Annotated in this window: 8 protein-coding genes; 4 read left to right on the top strand and 4 right to left on the bottom strand. The window is 44.2% G+C overall.

Annotation, left to right across the window (positions count from 1 at the left end; genetic code table 11):
• Positions 1 to 111: 111 nt before the first annotated feature.
• Together MHI48_RS09975 and MHI48_RS09970 are read right to left on the bottom strand one after the other, a co-directional pair.
• Positions 112 to 2,538 (bottom strand): flavocytochrome c, encoded by a 2,427-nt coding sequence (locus MHI48_RS09975; RefSeq protein WP_036609793.1) that lies wholly within the window; start codon positions 2,536 to 2,538, stop codon positions 112 to 114.
• 13 nt (positions 2,539 to 2,551) lie between these two features.
• Positions 2,552 to 3,166, bottom strand: coding sequence for an NADPH-dependent FMN reductase (locus MHI48_RS09970; RefSeq protein WP_036609795.1), 615 nt, complete (start codon positions 3,164 to 3,166; stop codon positions 2,552 to 2,554).
• A 180-nt stretch (positions 3,167 to 3,346) separates the two neighbouring features.
• Between MHI48_RS09970 and MHI48_RS09965 the strand changes: the two genes are divergently transcribed.
• A complete protein-coding gene (locus MHI48_RS09965; RefSeq protein WP_036609797.1) occupies positions 3,347 to 4,276 on the top strand; it encodes a LysR family transcriptional regulator in 930 nt (309 codons plus the stop codon).
• Positions 4,277 to 4,285: 9 nt separating this feature from the next.
• The gene (locus tag MHI48_RS09960; RefSeq protein WP_036609799.1) at positions 4,286 to 5,224 is read left to right on the top strand and encodes an FAD:protein FMN transferase; all 939 of its coding nucleotides are present in this window, start codon (positions 4,286 to 4,288) and stop codon (positions 5,222 to 5,224) included.
• A gap of 232 nt (positions 5,225 to 5,456) precedes the next feature.
• Here MHI48_RS09960 and MHI48_RS09955 read toward each other — a convergent pair whose 3' ends face one another.
• Entirely contained in the window at positions 5,457 to 6,125 is a 669-nt protein-coding gene (locus tag MHI48_RS09955; RefSeq protein WP_036609801.1) for a Type 1 glutamine amidotransferase-like domain-containing protein, read from the bottom strand.
• Positions 6,126 to 6,333: 208 nt separating this feature from the next.
• On the opposite strand from MHI48_RS09955, the gene MHI48_RS09950 reads away from it, so the two are divergent.
• The gene (locus MHI48_RS09950; RefSeq protein ID WP_051447139.1) at positions 6,334 to 6,864 is read left to right on the top strand and encodes a hypothetical protein; all 531 of its coding nucleotides are present in this window, start codon (positions 6,334 to 6,336) and stop codon (positions 6,862 to 6,864) included.
• Between the two features lie 95 nt (positions 6,865 to 6,959).
• On the opposite strand, the gene MHI48_RS09945 is transcribed toward MHI48_RS09950, so the two are convergent.
• A complete protein-coding gene (locus tag MHI48_RS09945; protein ID WP_405143822.1) occupies positions 6,960 to 14,969 on the bottom strand; it encodes an immunoglobulin-like domain-containing protein in 8,010 nt (2,669 codons plus the stop codon).
• A gap of 433 nt (positions 14,970 to 15,402) precedes the next feature.
• On the opposite strand from MHI48_RS09945, the gene MHI48_RS09940 reads away from it, so the two are divergent.
• Positions 15,403 to 19,032, top strand: coding sequence for an S-layer homology domain-containing protein (locus tag MHI48_RS09940; protein ID WP_076326992.1), 3,630 nt, complete (start codon positions 15,403 to 15,405; stop codon positions 19,030 to 19,032).
• The last annotated feature ends 234 nt before the right edge of the window (positions 19,033 to 19,266 follow it).

The raw sequence follows: 19,266 nt of genomic DNA, 5'->3' as shown, positions 1-19,266 counted from the left end.
CCAAACCATTTCCACATCGAAAAAACCCGCTTAACACTCGAAAATCCTTGTGTTAAGCGGGTTCTTTACATATGGGAAACCTGGAGTGATCTATATTTCTTATTTTACATTCTAATCATTCATCTCATCAACAGCAGTCTTACCAGCGATACGTCCGAAAGTAAATATATCCGTCAAGGCATTACCGCCTAAACGGTTGCCTGCATGTATACCTCCTGCAACTTCCCCAGCGGCATACAGATGTGCAATCGGCTGACCGTTTTCATCCAATACGCGGGTTTGGGTGTCGATCTTAATTCCGCCCATGGTATGGTGAACCGCCGGTTTTCTAGGTGTGGCATAAAATGGAGCTTGTTCGACTTTTAAGCTAAACGTATCCTTATGGAACTCCGGATCAAAGCCCGCATCCACATATAAGTTATACTTATCAATCGTATTTCTAAGAACTTCAGGGTCCATATTGATTTTCACTGCCAATTCTTCTATGGTGTCGGCTCTGAACAAGGTACCTGCTTCGACTTGACGGTCTATCTTTTCCTGGCTTGTGTTCGCTGCGGTTTTCTTGATCTCGTCATCCGCGATCAGGTAAAATAAACTTCCCTGCTCGATAGCAGCTTTGGTTAAGACATCTCTTCCAGAGAATTCATTAACAAATCGTTCTCCCTTTTTGTTAACAATGACAAAGTTTTCAGGAGGTACTTGCAGTCCACTGAAGAGTTCGCCCGTATCCGGATCGGCTACCGGCATCATTTGAGTGAAGCCCATGCCTGTCAGTGCTGCTCCTGCACTCTTACCAAGCGATATTCCATCACCAGTCATCGCATAGGAATTTGTTGTTTTGATATCATCGTCAATATGGCTCCAGTATGTGTTATATTCCTTGAGCATCTGAGTATTTGCACCAAAACCGCCACTAGCAAGAACAACCGCTTTTGCATGAATAGTAATTTTCTGTCCGTTAACTCCGGTTGCGATGACACCTGTTATTTCTCCATCTTCGATGATCAGTTGTTTGACCGGGCTATCTGTAATAATTTTCCCCTTATTCTCTTCTACATATTTGCTAAGTGCAATGATAAATGCAGAGCCATAACTTTTCACAGGTTTATGACCACGGCGCCAAAGGGCACCCACTGGAGCAAACACGATGCTTTTATCGTATTCAACACCGATTTCCTCAAGCCATTGCACACTTTCCAAGGCACGGTCTGTAAGTACTTTGACCAGATCGTATTGTCCATAGATCATGCTCCCATTCAGGTCTGCACGTTTGCCCCCAAAATACGTTTGCATTCTGTGAAGAAGTGGGGAGTCGAATAAATAAGCCTTTTCTGTGCCGAACTTATCCTGATACGCAGTAAACTCTTCTTTGAGTGCATGAAAATCATCTACATATTCTGGATGGATCAAGCTCTCATCGGTATTTAATAAATTCTCAATCGTCTGTCTTTCCCCTGGATTCTCAGTGAACTGTTGTTGCCATACAGGATCTGCAGCATTGACAGGACCACCTGAGCGGATCGTATTTCCCCCAACAGCAGGATATTTCTCAAGTACAATCACACTTGCTCCTTGTTGTAAAGCTGTAGCAGCAGCACTGAGTCCTGCGCCACCTCCACCTACAACGACCACATCGCAAGTGTATTCTTCGTCATCTTTCATCTGGCTGCTAGCAGGTTTTGGACGTCTTTTCAGAATATCCGGGTTAACTCCGGCAAGCTTAACCGCTTTGGCTACACCATTGATGACAGCATTACTGGTTTCAGAAGCACCTGAGAGAGCATCTACATTCAGCGTCTGTCCCTCAATGATTTTATTCGGAATTCTTATAAAAACAACATCCGCGATGCCTTCGGTTTCACCCTTCGAATCGATATCGATACTTTCAATTCTATTTTCACTAAAGGAAACCTTCATCGGCAGATTGCCACTGTGACCTATGGCATTGATCTTATACACACCGGGTCTATAGGTAAACTCCTCTTCTTCGTTGAGCTGATTTGAAATTTTGGCAAACCGAAGGAACCGCAGGAAACATGTTTCCAGGAAATCGATCGTTCCTTCATTGTTCAGGTTACCTGATTCGTCAAATGCTTTATGTGCACTTCCAAGCAAAAACTCATACCCTGGCATCACGTTAGCTTCGACACCTGGTGCATCCAGGATTTGACGAAGATGCAGCTGTGCACGCGAGGAACCTTGTGTTCCCTGTGACGCACCTATGATCATCACGGGTTTTCCAGCCAGCGGATGGATTTCAAAGCTCAACCATTCCAGCAGGCTTTTAAGGGATGAAGGGATGGAATGGTTATATTCTGGAGTCGCAATAATGACACCATCACTTGCCATAATTTTTTCATTAAACGATTGTATAATTGCACTGTTTGTTTGGTTATCGGACTGATTAAACATCGGAACATCTGTAATATCGAGGATTTCAATGGCTGCTCTGGACTCAAAATGCTTTTGTATGAATTGAAGCAGCTTGCGATTATACGATTTCTTTGCATTTGTGCCAACGATCGCTATGATTTTCATTGTGATTGGCCCCCTACTCTTGCCAGGAAAATTTTTTCGTTTTTTTCTTCAACGTCCTTTTTGATAACAGTTCCGTAGTGATCTCAGTAAACAAAATAAACTCATTGAAGATTTCGTCAAGCTCCGCTACTTTGTCAGCGTCAATGAGATTACCACTGCTATCAAATGCACTCTGTGATTTTCCCAAAAGAAACTCGCTACTAGGCATCATTCTCGCACCAAGCTCAGGTGAGTCCAGGATTTGTCTAAGATGCGCTTGTGCCCTGGAAGAACCGAGTGCACCATGTGAAGCACCCACAATCAGTACAGGCTTGTCTTTCAAGGTTTGAGTCGTGTAACTGATCCATTCCAGCGCACTTTTCAACACGGCAGGGATCGCATGATCATACTCAGGAGTAGCGATAATGACACCATTCGCTTTAGAGATTTGATCTAATAAGTCTTGTACCTTCACAGGAATATCAACTTCAGCATCCTCTAATTCATCTTTTTCAATAAAAGCAGGCAAATCCTTAATTTCAAACAAGTTAATCTGGGCCTCACTAGCAAAATGCTTTTGCATAAATTGAAGTAGCGTCCGGTTCGTTGACACATCCGAATTCGTGCCCACGATAGCTAAATAGTTCATCGTAATCCCCTCTCTGTCATTCGAGATGATGTTCGTAACTGTCAGGCTCAATCTTTCGGCCTAACTCTAACATATCAAAGCTCAAATGATCTAATAGTTATTCATTGCAGTTTGATAACTAATTTGTTATAATCACCTCAAATTAAAAGTTTGTTACTTTTTTCACAAGGGGTGAGGAACATGTCTAAGTTAGAATCTCAAGATATCTTGTGTTACATTGACAGCCTATTAAAATACAGCAACTATAGCAGGGCCGCACAATCCCTTTACATATCTCAGCCCTACCTCACAAAGGTTATCAAAAAAATCGAAATTGAGTTGGGCTGTGAGCTAATCACTCGCAACAAACTTCCGTACCGATTAACCGAGCAGGGGAAAATATATTATCAATACTTAACTTCACTCGAAAACAGCTACGCCAAGCTTATTAGGGAAATCTCATATGTATCGGATATTGGCAATAAGGTGATACGGATCGGCATTCTTCCGAGCCTTGGTGTGTACTTAACGCCCCTTTTTTTACCAGATTTTCTCGAGCTTCATCCTGCTTATAAAATTAATCTTGTCGAGGATTTACCTGAAAAAAATGAGAAACGTCTCCAAAATAATGAGCTGGACTTCTGGATCGGGCAAAATTCAAGCAGTATCTCCCCTAACTTGAACTCGTTTAACTGGGGCAGGCACAGTTACCAGGCCATCATTCCGCGTTGCTGCGAATTATATCAAGAGAATGTTGCAGTCATCCCGGAGGGCACGATTGAGATCAGCACCATTTTGAATCAAAAGCTTATTCTAACGTCCAAAGGTTCGGCAATCCGAAAACAGATTGATCAATTGCTCAGTGTCTACAAGGTGCAGCCTAATATCGTTATGGAGAGCAATGAAATCTACACGGTACTGAAGCTGGCAAAGCATAATTTAGGTCTGACCTTTGTGCCTGAAAGTATCCATATCAAGGAGTGCCCTTCGGAATACAACATCTATCCAATCCCTGTAGAGAAGATGAGTCTGGATTATTTTATAGCCCATCATGGAGAAAAAAAGCTGCATAGCGTGGATCATGACCTCATCCATACTTTTCTCAATCACGGACAACAATGTGCAATATAGGAGGCTATCATGAAACCTTTTACGAGAACGATACCACTTATGGGAACGAACATATCCCTCTATATCGAGGGGACAGATGCTGAAGAGCTTGCCGAGGAAGCCGTGAATATGCTTGTCCATTATGAACAAGTGTTCAGTGCCAACAGTGAGCAATCGCAGCTTGCCATGCTAAAAAAAGAAGCCACATCACATCCGCTTAGAGTAGACAAGGAACTGTATGATCTTATTAAGATAGGCAAAGAACACAGCCTGAAAAAAGATTCATTTTTAAATATTGCGATAGGGCCTTTGATCAAATTGTGGAGAATTGGTTTTCGCGAGGCACATGTGCCGGAGGATACCGAGATTAAAGCGGTGCTGGAGCTCTTGAATCCGGAGCATATACAGCTTGACGATGAGCTACAAACGGTCCATTTATTCAAAAAAGGCATGGAAATCGACCTTGGAGCGATCGCTAAAGGTTATTTTGCTGATCAAGTTATGTCATTTTTCAAGAAAAACGGAGCTGCATCAGCTATGGTCGATATGGGCGGCAATGTTTTGGTTCATGGCGATTCTCCCACCGGGTCCAGTCACTGGAAGGTTGGAATTCAAAATCCCTTTTTACCTAGAGGAAATGCAGCAGCACTCGTTAGTATACGGGAGCAATCCGTCGTTACATCAGGAATATACGAGAGAGTTTTAGAGAAGAAAGGGGGTCAGTACCATCATATATTTAACAGCGGAACAGGCTATCCAATCGAAAGTAATATCGCTTCTTTAACGATTATTGCGGATAGATCGCTCGACTGCGATATATATACTACAGAATTATTTGGGTTAGATGCGGTCTCCATTATTCATAAAGTTAATAATATGAAGGATATCGAGGCTGCCGTAATCACGACGGATGGAAATCTGGCCTATACCGATAATCTTAGGGGAAAAATCCATCCGATATCAGGGTAAAGTTATGAGATTGTTGATTGGCTACATTTCCGAAAAAGATGGTAGAGGCAACAAGCTAATTTTTCCTTTTTACACAGGTCACTCAGATGACAGAATAACTTTCCTATCGCTGTTATACCCAGATTTTTTTGATTCCCTAGGAGCATCCAAAACCTTTAAAGCTAAAAAAACCGCCATTGAAGGCGGTCTAAAAATGCTCATTCTCTGCAGCTGTTTACAAACCGTATGTATATCAGAGCGTTTCCATCAATTTCTGAATTTTAGATTCAGAAATTAAATATACAGGGCCTAAGATATCCATTTTACCATCCTTTACACGAATAGCACTCTCCTGCTCTGCCGCATAAACATTCATCTGTTCAGATAGTGGAAACAGGTATCCTTTAACAAACGTGCTGTAGTCGCGTCTAGCATGAGATTCATAGGCAAAATGATTAAAGCTCAGACCCTCATAAAACGTAGTTGTTTCATCCTTAGGATTAGTATCAGCCGAAGATATCCATTTTGCAGCCATATTTAATGCACCGGCACTTGCACCGAGGATAACGGCGTTACTGTTCTTAATAATATCGGATAGTTCATATTCCGCCAAAAACTCGTGCTGCTGAACAGGATATCCTCCACACATAAAAATGACAGAAGCGTTCCGAATCAACTGATGAGCCTCTTCTTTCTGCATACGATAATCAATGAAGTGATATTCATCAAAACTAAGGTTAGCCTGCGTTAACCAAGTCCATTCCGTAATATCCTCAAAGTTCACTTGCTCTCCTTCATAATCAGAAGGCTTAGCGCTTATCATCACAAGCGATTTTCTATCTGTGATATCCTCATGTAACCGCCCGACCAGCTTTTCTGGAAAAAAATCATTAAACCAACTGAAATAATAGTGAGTACTCAAACGTTATTACCTCCATATGTATAATTGACATGCTCCTATTTTTAAAAATTAAACTTAAAAGACAACTCTCCATTATCATAACATCGAATTGAAAGATGAGAGTAGTTCTATTTCCGAAAAGCAGTATGTCTGTTGCCCTATTCAGAACTGATCATCTTATAGGATAATATAGAGTATATATCAACTTTATATAAGGGATGGGATGACAATGAGTACGCTTCAACCGATTATCCATGTCTTGAAACATTCGTCCGATGAAGACGTCATAGAACAGTTTTTAGAGTACGAGTCGTTAATCTGGATTGATTGGAGAGAAGACGAGGGAGATATCATCCATTACTTTAACGGCCAACTGCCGGAATCTCACCAAATTCAGTGTAAAATTATCCAAATCGACAAACCAAGGGGCGTCGATATCGTGTTAAGTTCGGACGAGCGTACGCTGACGATTCCGTTCGCCGATGATTGGACTGATCGGGACAGTGCCGTTCGGGCTATGGAGGAGATGATCGCTCCCCAATATCAGATTCGATGGTTTATGGAATCCCTGGGCAGTGACACGTTGGCATTTCTATTATTGTCAACGGAGCAGTGGACGGAGTTAGAGAAGCAATTCGGCAAAGAAAAGCTGGAATTCCACTTCCAGCCGATAACGAGCAAGAGCATGATGTTTTCCCTCGACGTGGATGACGTATTCAAATTAATTGAGACAAGGCAAAAAGCGCGTACCTCTGAATAGACAACAAAAACTCTTCCTTGTACACTGAGTTCCCCAGTATTCCAAATAAAAACGCCATCACGTAATGTGATGGCGTTGCTCTATACTTAATGTGTCTACATCAAACCCAACAAATTATAGATCATCACTGCTGCTTCTGCACGGCTAGCATTCTTTTTCGGTGCAAACTCATCGTTACCTACACCGTTTATTATGCCTGCTCCCTGTATTGCCTCTACCGCTTGCTTCGCATAACTTGCGATGTTTGCTTCATCCTTGAAGGCTGTAGCTTCACCACTTGCTAACGCTAGTTGCTTAATTTGGATCGCCTTGTATACCATAACCGCCATATCTTCTCGCGTAATGTTCTCATGAACTCCGAATCGTCCATCTGGTTTCCCGTTCACAATCCCCAGCTTCTGCGCGGTTGCGATATTTCCATGGTACCATTCTCCTTGCTTCACATCACTAAAGCTTGTCGTTGCGCTCTCATCCGATAGCTCAAACAACTTCATCAGCATGGTGATGAATTCTGCTCTTGTCACTTGACCATTCGGATTAAACTCGCCGTCACCTACACCCTTCACAATGCCTCTTGCCCCCAATGCTGAGATCGCATCCTTCGCCCAGTCTTGAGTCACATCCTTAAAGCTCGTTGCAACATACGCTACCGTATACTTGCTCAGATACGTTGGCTTGAACTCTACTTTTCCTGTCGCTGCATTGTATTTACCATTCGTCACGACTCTTAGCTCTCCGTTGTCCTTCACATCGTATACTACGACGTTGTTTGGATTTTCGTTAGCCTTTAGTGTGTATGGCAATTCAATCACGAGATCATCTCTGCCATCAAACTGTGTAAGTTTCTTACCATCAATCGTTAGCTCGATATCGTATACGACCTCACCGTTCAGCTGAGCTTGTGCGCCAGCTGGCAGTTGATTAGCTGCAATTTTCTTAATCGACAATCCTAACGTTTTCCCTGCACTTGTTCCTGTTCCAAGCAGTTCGGTTGCCACTGTTACAACTGCAGAGCCTATGTTGATCTCGATGCGATCTACCGTAGAAGATCCACTTGTTAAGCGCGCATCTACTGCGAGCTCCATCGTTAGCCCGTTCAAGCTTGCATCAGCTTCAACTTGCATGTGTAACTTACCGCCTGTCGTTTGATCAAGCGCACGCTTCATTGTATCCGCACTTAACTTCACTTCAGAAGTACCGCTCTCATTTACAACTGGTTTAATGTTTATTTGGCCGTTGTCTATGACCACTGGCTCATTTCCACCTGGAGCTGTTGGTACTGTAGGTGCAGGAATGTTACCGTCAACGCCACCATTTCCATTACCACTGTTTGGTGCTTGTGGTGTTCCATCAACCAATGGTGTTACCGTTACCGTAGCGCTTGATGATAAACCACCATCCACTGTAGTTACTGTAATCCTTGCTGTTCCTGGTGCCACCGCTGTTACTTGACCTGTCGCACTTACAGTCGCTACAGCTGTATTGCTAGAGCTCCATGTTACTGCTTTTTTCGTTGCATTAGCTGGTGTTACCGTAGCTGTCAATTGCCCTGATTGACCTTCTACGATGGACAACGTCGTTTTGTCCAAGCTAATTCCGCTAACGGGTACGTTCTTCCCGTTGAGTGCATCATACTCACTTTGTGTAATTGGAATTACCGTTCCGTGACGCGGACTAGCTGGTAAGTTGTAGTTAGAAGATAATGTCCAGACATCTGATGCAAGATTTGTTGTCTCGAATGGAACATAACCTCTTCCACCAAACTCATCTACGAATAAATACCATTTTTCATCTGTATTCGATTTGAAGATCGTTGGACCCTCAACCCATTTGATGTTACCAACGCCTTGATTAATCATCTTGAAGGTTGGATCTAAGATCGAGTCACCCACCTCTTGGAAGATCATCTTGCCAAATGGAGCAGAAGCTCCGTTGTTTTGCTCATCTTTCGTAAAGCGATACACTTTTCCTTCATGCTCAATCATCGTTGTGTCAATGATTGAATATCCATAATCCAAATATACTTGCGGTTCAGTAAACGTATAGAAATCTCTTGTCTTGCTATACATCATTTTTTGATAAGCATCGCCTGTATGGGATGCGTCATCAAACATTCTTGATGCCCAAAATACGATATATTCACCTGTTGTGTTGTCGTACATAATTTCTGGTGCCCATGTATTACCCGCTTCTTCCGGTGCAACCTCTACCATGCGTTGATCTGTCCAATTGACTAGATCATTCGATTCCCAAACCATAATGGAACGACTGCCCCATGTGTGTGCTCTGCCCCAGTTACCATTGCCGTTAATTTTCAGATCGGTAGCGATCATGTAGAACTTATCACCTTCAGGCGAACGAATAATGAACGGATCACGTACCCCCTTCTCCCCTAAGGTAGAGGTCAATACAGGTTTACCATTATTCAATTCTCGCCAGTTCAACGGATCATTACCGTTACTTAGTGCAAAGTATACTTGCTCCCCTGTTGCGGTACCTTCTCCAGTGAAATATGTGAAAAAGTATCCCGCATATTTTTCATCAGCAGGCAATTCCTTCACCTTCGCAATGAATTCCTTCGTAGTGGATGCTGAATTTAATGTAATCGTAGCTGTAAGCTTCACGTCTACATTTCCACTACCGTGTGCCGGACGTTTTACTTCTCCAGTAACTGAAACAACGTTTGGTTGAGCAGAAGCCCAAGTAATCGTTGTTCCATATAGTCCAGATGTTGGTAATGATATATGACCTCTTACATCATTAATGTTATGAACGACTAGTGCTGCTTTTGCTTCATCTACAGAAGTGACATCGTTTGGCAATGCCTTAACCGTCAACTGAAAAGTTTTGTTAACTGTCTCTGTACCATCTGTAAATACTGCTGTTAACGTTACAACTTGATCACCTGTTGCGTTAGCTGGTCTAGTTACGACACCTGTAGTTGAGATGACATTCCCCTTATCTGAAGTCCAGCTTATTGTTGTGCCATAAGCACCTGATGTTGGCAATGTTACATTGCTTATAATCGCATCTTTTGATGCATTAGAAGCAAGAAGATCATGAATCGTTAATTTCTCTGTCGCAGCCGATACAAGCATGCCCGCCATCAAAGCAATCTTCTGATCTGCATGAGCCTTAAGTGATGTAATATCTGCCGCAGTCATAGCACCATCATAGATTTGGAAGTCTGCAATCAACCCGCCGAAGTATGGATCAGCTGTATAGAATGACTTACCGATGGTTCCACTACTGCCTGAAGTATTTTTTATTTGTTCTAGTGTCATTCCATTCGTTGAGCCTGATGCAACAGCAACACCATCGATATAAAGCGTTAGTGTACCATCCGTGCCTGAAACAACAGTCGTAACGACTTTCCATTCATTATTCTTTAAGCCTGTGGTAGAAGTTGAAGACTCATTATTCCAAGCATTCGTCGCGATACCAAGGCGAGCTAGACCGTTAGCGTTATAACGTGGTGTGAAGTACGTATAGTGCGTATTATTGTCTGGTCTTCCTAATGCATATAACCACTCGGCAGCGTTTTTACCGCTCCAGTTCACAATGGATGAAACGGTCATATCCGTTAATCCATCGAGAACTCCTTGTGGCAGTTCTACATAAGAGTTAGTTGTGCCACCAGTAAAGCTTAGTACACCAGCATCTTGTGTACGAATCCATTCTGCTTTAGACGGATTCATCCATTTTCCATTGAAGTTTCCTGTTTGGTCAATAACCGTTGCACCATCAATATCATCCATGTTGTAGTGAAGAATGAGCTCTGCCCCAGATGGCTGCTCTACTGGAGGAGTAACGTCTTCATCAGCTAATGTTGCAATCTCTTCAACGGATAATGCACGATTATAAATACGGAAATCATCAAATTTACCATCAAATAAACTATGAGAGCTGTTTCTCGATTTACCAATATAATTCATCGTTGTTTCCAGTAACATTCTCGGCTCAACGTTAAATGTCGAGCTACGTTTAACCTCTTGACCATTCACATACAATACGGCATCAAATTCATCCATTGTAATTGCAACATGCTGCCAAGTCTTCGTTGGTAATAACCCGGAATTTCTCACCGCATATTTATATTCTGATCCCAGTCGCGTGCTGTCATTGCTAAATTTCTCTGTAAAAGGTGTTACCACAGCAAACTCTAGACTACCTGTATCACCTTGTGTGCTCAAGTACATGGTGTTGCGGTTAACCTGTCTGCCTGTGTCGGAAGCAAAATCAAATATTCTTTGATTTGCTTGATTTCTGTCCATTTGAACCCATGTAGAGAACGTAGCCTTCTCAAGATTCAAGGATTGAATCAAGTTATCTGGCAGCTTCACATATCCTGTTGATCCATTAAGCTCTAGTGCACCACCCGTTTTACCAATGCGATCCTCTTCATTGATCGTTGCTCCACCTACTAGTGTTGCGTGATGACCGTTGCCAGAAATATCATTCACCGTTGTACCATTCACTGTATTTGCATCGAATGAGTAATGTACAACCGGGTCTGTTGATGGTGCCGGACCTTTCCATGCATACTTCTCTTGCAAAGCATAATACTCTGCACGTGAGATTGGAATTACCGTCCCGTGTCGTGGTCCTGGCGGCAGTGCATATTTATCACTACTTAATACATTGTTCAGATATTGCGTGCTACTATCCAGATCTGTTGTATATCGAACATGATATGGCCATGAATCAAGGAACAGATACCATTTGTCTTTATTATTATCTTTAAAAATCGTCTGCCCTTCGTTGTTTCCATTATTTCCGATCAAGCCAAGTTTATTATCACGTGTACCCGGAACAGCGTCGTATTGAAGGCCGTTTGCTGCAATACCGTCCTTGTCATAATAAAAAGTTGGTGCTTTCTCCACATACACTTTAGTATTCACTTCTGATTTGGTGAATCGGTACAACATATCATTATGCTCAATAAACGTCGTATCAATTGTCGGAAGTGACTCATCAATCATGACCTTTGGCTCAGAGAAGTTGTAGAAGTCTCTTGTTGTTGCGTAGTACATCACATTGTACTGACCTGCAGGTCTTCCGTTATAATCACCATATGTCTCTGTGTTTTTCATCGATGATGCCCAAAATACGATATACTCTCCAGTTACTGGATCATAGATAGCTTCTGGTGCCCACGTATTTCCTCCAGTCTTAGGAGCAACCTCGATCATACGTTGCTCGCTCCAATGAACGAGATCCTCCGACTCCCAAATCATCATGTAATGACTACCCGTAATTTGAGCTTGGTCGAAATTTGTACTTTCACCCATCTTCAAATCGGTTGCCAGCATATAGAATTTATCCCCTTCTGGAGACCGTATAACGAATGGATCCCGAAGTCCTTTTTCACCCATATCAGATTGAAGGATCGACTTACCGTTATTCAACCCTTTCCAGAACAATGGATCTTCAGCTGTAGCGAAGGATATCTCTTCACCACCCTCATATTCACCTGTAAAGTACGCAAAAAAGTAAGCATCATGCTGCACTGGCGCAGTTGCTTGTTTAATCGTAACGTTAAACGTAAGCTGTTTAGAAGCTGCACCATTCGTAATTGTAGCTATTAGCGTAACGGGCGTATCCATAGCTTGACGGCTTACCCAGCCTAGCTGTGTAGCGTTACCAGCCGCTTCAGCCGTTCCTTTCACAACTGCCGGTCTGCTAGATACCCATGTAATTGTGGAGCCTTGTTCACCTGTAGCAACAAGACGTAAGTTACCTTTAACGTTCTCAGCATTGTAGATCTCTATTTGTTCAGCGTCCAGATCAACCTTCTGCTGATCATCGAATTGCTTCAAGATCGTAACAGGGAATACAGCTGTAGTTGATACTCCTTGATACGTTAAAGTAGCCGTAAGCTCTGCCTGAACATTATCTGCTTGAACAGCTGGACGTTGTACAGTGCCATGGTTAGAAATGACAGTAGGATGACTGGAACTCCAAGTAATGCTCACGCCGTTTTTACCGCTTGTCGGTAATGTAACGTTTCTTGTTATCTTATCGGTGCTTTTATCGCCTTCACCTAAGTAACGACTGATGTTGAGTTGATTCGCTGCATCATCAACAGTCAGCTGACGTATTTTTGAGATGTGAGTTGCTCCTTCTTGTTGATATAACTCGCCTACTTCTTGGTCTGTCAACGCGCGATCATATACTCGAAAATCAGCTACGCTACCTTGAAGGTATGGATCGTTTGAGAAGATTGATTTACCGATAAAGCCAGAGAAAGTAGCATCCGGATTAATAATTTCTGACAGCTTTAGTCCCTTTGCATTACCCGAAGCAACCTTAGCTCCATCCACGAATAACGTTATCCTATTGCTAGCTTCGGACAAGGACACCGTTACATGCTTCCACTGCCCACCGATAAGGTTTGAGTTTGCGCTACCTGTAACTAATGCTTCGTTCGGCCAGCCATTTTTAGAGATACCTGTGGCAATCATATTACCTGATCCACTACCGTGACGTGGTGTTACGAAGAAATATTTGTTCGTTTCTGGTGTTAATACAGTACCCAAACCGAAGATCCAGCGATTCGTCCCATCATTCGTCCAGTTCACGATTGAAGATACTGTAATCTCATTCAGACCGTGTAGTAGATCTAGTCCATTTGAGCCCTTAGGAATCTCAACATGCCCACTAATAGATATAGAGCTTCCACCATTGAAGGAAACAAAGCCAACCTCACTGTTTGAAATGAATTGTCCATTGTTTGGATTTCTAAATATTCCGTCAAATGTAACTGCCTTGTTGGCAACATCCTTCAGTACGAGTTGACCGTCTACTTCTTCAGTCGTCTTCATGTTGTAATGAAGAATAAGATCATCTTTTAGCGATTTTCCCTTAACGGTAACGGCTGATGTAGCTGTAAACTCTCCATCTTCAGTCTGTACCGTCATTGTGGCTGTACCTTCACTAACAGCTGTAACTTTACCCGTTGAATTGACAATCGCTACACTGGAGTCACTAGATGCCCAGATAACTCTTTTATTTGTTGCATTTGAAGGTGAAATAGTAGCTACTAATATCTCGCTGTCCCCCGCTGATAAAATAAATGTAGGTTCATTAAGCAAGACATTCTTAACGGCAATCTGCTCAATAGAGTCATCCTTAGGTAGTAAGGTAACAATAAACTCCTTCGTTGCCTGGCTTCCACCTAAAGAAATGGTTGCAGTTAACGTCACTTGTTGCTCCATTTCTCGTAAGAACACTTCCCCGGTTGCACTAATCGCACTCTCATCACTAGAAGTCCATGAGATCATTGCGCCATTCTTATCTTGAGTAGGCAGTTCAAGAGATTCTGTAACTGCCGATATATCACCTAACGTTAGCTCTATTTTGCCTTGTTGTATTTGCTTTTCATTAAACGATTGTTCATATACTACAGCGATATCTTCATTATCTAGTGCCTCTCCGTAAATTCTTAAATCTTGAAAGCTGCCTGCAAAAGTAGCATCCCCTAAATAATTGGAGCGACCGATGTAAGCATGCAAATCAGTACCAAAACTTGCTGTTGTTTTCTCTTTGGCGGTCGTGCCTATACTTACACCGTTAATGTAACCTGTAATAGAGCGTTCTGTAATGACCGTCGTATAGTGAACCCATTGACCTTCGTACTGTGACGTAGAAGTGCCTGATACCCCTACCTCAGTCGTCCAAGGCTGGTCAACATTATTGTTATTCGTAAATACTGACTTAAAATCACCACTTGGATTCGATGGATTAAACATCCAGTAATTCGTTGGCAAGTTATTGCCAGCTGCTGGAGTACCGTAGAATAATGCTGAGTAGTTCCCACTTCCAGTGTTGCTCTTGATCCATACAGATATCGTTGTATTTTCTTGATTATCAAACAAACCCGTAGGAAGCTGAACGTAGTTTGTATTACTATCTGTTCCCCCAGGTAAAGTGAGACCATCGGTGTAAGTAATGTCTCCTACGGCCGTTCCATGCTTTTCATTACCTGATATATCCTGTACATCCTCAAGCAATGGATAATGCGCCAACATCGTTGGTGTTATTGTGTCCGCTGAAGCTTGATTGCTAAATGGCAGAACAAGATTAAACCAGCTACTGAAGGTCATAAGTAAAACTAACATTAGGATTGTAATTTGCTTCCGCATAGCATTCTTCCCTTCGATTAATTTTCAGAAGCATACAACCCATATCTCTCACCTATAAAACCAGACCACCTCGCTCAAGGAAATAGAGATACGTTTTAAAAAAAGAATGCGCTTACATTTCTTCTCATATTACGTCTTCAACACTTCCAATTCAATGTAGTATCTTGTTAATAAGGTGGATTTTTTTATTGTAATTCCCGCAAACTTCAACACTATCCCTATGCTTCGAAGTAATCGTTTTCATTCTTAATATACTCTATAGGTAAATTAAAGGATTGAACGCCTGATAAACATAATATATATAGTTGGGCGCTTGTCATATGGACAACGTGTCCGAATACGATGCGGTAAGCCATGGGCACACCGAATCGAAAAATAAGGAGGATTTTCATTTATGCCAAAACGATTTAGCAGAATGCTCGCGTTCCTCTGTTGCTTGGTAATGGTGGTGTCATTAATGCCTACCAGCTATGCCGCCGCCACTGACAACATCGAGAACGCAGAAGCGAATGAAACACCCACCGCCATTTTTGGAACTCCCGAACTCGGGTCAAACGACCCACTCTGGGGCCAGACCATGGAGCATCACATCAACAAAAGCACTGTGCCCGCCGATCCCAGACCCCATGCCACGGGCACAGCCAGAATCCTTTGGGACCATGACTACCTGTATTCCCGCGTAGTTGTGAATGACAGTAATCTATATCAGGGAGCTGGCGGAGATCACCAGTACGACAGCCTGGAGTTTTATGTCGGCACCGGAACCGGAGGCTCAAACCAATGGCGCGTCAGCGCGTCGGGTGTGTTCTCAGGGCAGGCCGCTCCGGGCAGAGCTGCATGGACCCAGATCACGGAAACAGGATATATCGTGGAGATGAGAATACCCAAAAGAACCTTGACCTTGGAGGAGGGCAAGCTTACCTTTGAGGTTTATATTAATAACTCAACGGAAAAAGGCGGTGATCGTTATGAAGTCGTTTCCAGTTTCGGAGATCCGGACGCGGCTTACACCAGCGCTGCTTCTTTTACAGACAGCCTGCAGCTCATCTCAGCCAATGAAGTGGACACCAGATTATCAATTACCGCCACTGCCGGACCGGGCGGCTCAATAATGTCGAACCCACCCGGCGATGTGCTGAGAGTAGATCGGGGCTCTAACAAAGAAATTACGTTTACTCCCGATTCCGGCAAAATTGTGGATACTGTAACGGTAGACGGCGAGACCGTGACTCTATCTGCTGGCACTTATACCTTTTCGAATATTGAGGCTGACCATACAATTCACGTAACATTCAAAAACGATCCGGACGCGGGGCTGCTTCCCTTTGTTGTATGGAATGACAACTTCGCCAGTGGCGAGTACACAACGGCTGTCATCATCGACTTAGGCGAGGGGAAGGCAGCGTTAGGCTCCGCGCTTAATCCGGACTTGTTTGCCTTATCGGCTAGGAACACAACCCTGAACGGCGAAGCAGTGACCTTTGAAGGACCACGCAAAATCACAAGGGTATACGCTAATGACGAGCCGAAAGTACGCGGCTATCTGGGGCCAGTAAGCAATTCACCGGATTATCAGGACGGACTGGCAAGTGGCCGTTACATCGTAGTTGAGTCTGAGTTTTATTCAGCGAGCGGCGGCAAAACAACGCTGGATGGCAGCAGTAACTCGACAAAGCAGGTTTACAACATCGTCCCAAACGGAGAGATCGTACTGACAGAGGGGAGTCCACTTCGCAACGTGGTTTTTGAACAGGACAAAGTTGTGAATCCGATCCTTGACAAGTTTACAACATTCACGGACAATTCGGTCAATCGCTCGCTCTACCTACACAAGGATGAAGACGGTAAAGTGATCAAAGGATTGCCGCTGTATGTTTATACTCACGGCATGTCACGCGGCGGTACAAACGCTGCGACAGACCAAAAAGCGGCCATGAAATCCGCCAACGGCTCGGTCGCTCTAATGAAAAAAATGGAGAAAAATCCTGACAAGTACGCCAGCCATGTACTGAATATTTCCTATAATGGCGTATCTGTTCCCTCAACAGAGAATGTTAAGAAGGTCATAGACGCCCTGATTGCCAGCGGCGAAGTAGACCCTAACCGTGTTTACGCGGCGGGCTTCTCATGGGGCGGCCAGTATACAAACAACTTAGTTAACAGCCACCCTGGCTTCTTCGCCGCCGCCGCACCTATGGCCCCGGTAAGCGGTTCACCGAATGCTAAGGACAACGACGCTCACAACAACCTGGCCTATTGGATGTTTTTAAATGCTCATAATGTTGGAGGCTACCAGACTAACCTCAATAACTTTATCAATAACAATATGCCAAAAATGATCAACGCGAGGGCTTCGCGCTTTGAGAGTAATGAGGTCCTTACGTGGCCCTACAATCAATTTGATCAGCCGAACCTGAGGCCGAATCCGGCCAACACACCTGTTCTGGCTGATTACATAGCGCACGAAGTTGAAGCGGCGGTTCTTTACAACCAGATAACTATGGGGAATTGGAGCATAGCTCCCACGGCGCAGTCCTCTAACTTGCCAGCTTGGAACAATGACTACACAGACGTCTTTGATTGGATGTTCGCGCAGAGAAAACCGGTCGTGCCAGGTGCTCCGAGCGGCTTCAAGGCGACAGCCGGTGACGGTCAGGTCACATTGAACTGGACCGCCCCTGCTGACGACGGTGGCAGTGCGATCTTGGGCTACAAGGTATGGTATGGCAACGGGACGCCGATCACACTGGATGCGACGGAGACCAAATATACCTTTAAGAACCTGACAAACGGCCAAGGCTACAACTTCACCATCATCGCGGTGAATGCAAAGGGCGACGGCGCGGAGATCAGTGCTACGACGACGCCGATGAAGACGACGACTCCCACTGTGCCTGATTCTGGCGGCAATACGGGCAACACCGGAAACACCGGAAATACCGGCAACATCGGTAATACGGGCAACACCGACAATACGGGCACCGGGACAGACCCTGGAACGTTGAAGTCGACCTACACAGTGAATACACCGAAGGATAAGCCCGCGGTCACAGACAAAAACGGCAACACCACCCTCCCCGGTGGCGGCGAGATTGCGACCAAAGGCGGGACGAAGATTAAGGTGCCCGAAGGCACAACGATAGACTCAAACGATAAGGTAACCATTCCGGCAGACAAGAGCGCCGAAGTGACACTACCCGGCGAAAACAACACAGTGACCATTTCGGGAGGATCGACGATAGCGAGCGACGGTACGGTTACAGTAGGCGGCAAAGACGCGCATGTGACCCTGCCCAACGGCAACCGTGTGGATATTCACGGCGGATCAAAGATACGGAGCAACGGAGCGGTTGTGGTAGGACCGAGCGGCGCAAGAGTTGACTTAGACAACGGCATGTCGCTGAACATCCGTGAGGGTACGGAGCTAGCATTTGATGACGCCACCCCACTGGGCTTCCTCGTGCTATCGGGCAATCCTTTCAGAGATGCCAACATGGACGACTGGTTTTACAACGATATAAATTTCGCCTACACATACGATCTTTTCAACGGCACCACGTCCACAACTTTCTCACCGGGCACCGCAATGACGCGTGCAATGTTCGTGCAGGTACTGGCCAATCTTGAGAACGTAAACCTCTCCAGCTACACGAGTTCCCGCTTTAACGACGTGACGGACGGACAGTGGTACACGGCGGCAGCCGAGTGGGCAGCCGAAAAAGGCGTAGTCAACGGTACAAACGCAGAACTGTTTGACCCCAATTCAACGATGACGCGCGAGCAGATGCTGGTGATACTGTACAACTACATGAAGTACAAAGGCTATGAGCTCCCTGAAAGCCACGCTAAGCCCTTCACGGACGAGAGTGAGATCAGCTCATGGGCATTGGAGGCCGTTCAGGCGCTACAAGGCATCGGCATTGTATTAGGCAAGTCGGACAACTTTTTTGCTCCCAAAGCCACCGCCACCCGCGCCGAAGTAGCCACGATCTTTGTAAGATTCGTCGAATATCTGGCTAAGTGAAAGCGTATACAGAAGAATGTAGCCCCTTCCGGCTGGACAATATCCAGCCGGAAGGGGCTCCTTGTTTACAAACTGTACTTTTTTTGACAACTCCACAGTCAGGACTTTAAACCCTCTATTTTTGCATCTAGAATATTCGTCCCCAAGCTCGTCCCCAAGTCCAAAAATTCTAATTAATTAATGCATGTTCTGATTTATTTCACGCACAAAAAAACGCCATCACATGACGTGATG

Origin of the sequence: Paenibacillus sp. FSL H7-0942, assembly GCF_045040715.1 — a bacterium.
GTDB lineage: Bacteria > Bacillota > Bacilli > Paenibacillales > Paenibacillaceae > Paenibacillus > Paenibacillus amylolyticus.
The sequence above is the reverse complement of the archived record's forward strand: the minus strand, read 5'-3'. Positions and strand labels throughout refer to the sequence as shown.

Bases quoted from the DNA above. Each gene is read 5' to 3' on its own strand.
- MHI48_RS09975 (WP_036609793.1), bottom strand. From the start codon at position 2,538: ATGAAAATCATAGCGATCGTTGGCACAAATGCAAAGAAATCGTATAAT.
- MHI48_RS09970 (WP_036609795.1), bottom strand. From the start codon at position 3,166: ATGAACTATTTAGCTATCGTGGGCACGAATTCGGATGTGTCAACGAAC.
- MHI48_RS09965 (WP_036609797.1), top strand. From the start codon at position 3,347: ATGTCTAAGTTAGAATCTCAAGATATCTTGTGTTACATTGACAGCCTA.
- MHI48_RS09960 (WP_036609799.1), top strand. From the start codon at position 4,286: ATGAAACCTTTTACGAGAACGATACCACTTATGGGAACGAACATATCC.
- MHI48_RS09950 (WP_051447139.1), top strand. From the start codon at position 6,334: ATGAGTACGCTTCAACCGATTATCCATGTCTTGAAACATTCGTCCGAT.
- MHI48_RS09945 (WP_405143822.1), bottom strand. From the start codon at position 14,969: ATGACCTTCAGTAGCTGGTTTAATCTTGTTCTGCCATTTAGCAATCAA.
- MHI48_RS09940 (WP_076326992.1), top strand. From the start codon at position 15,403: ATGCCAAAACGATTTAGCAGAATGCTCGCGTTCCTCTGTTGCTTGGTA.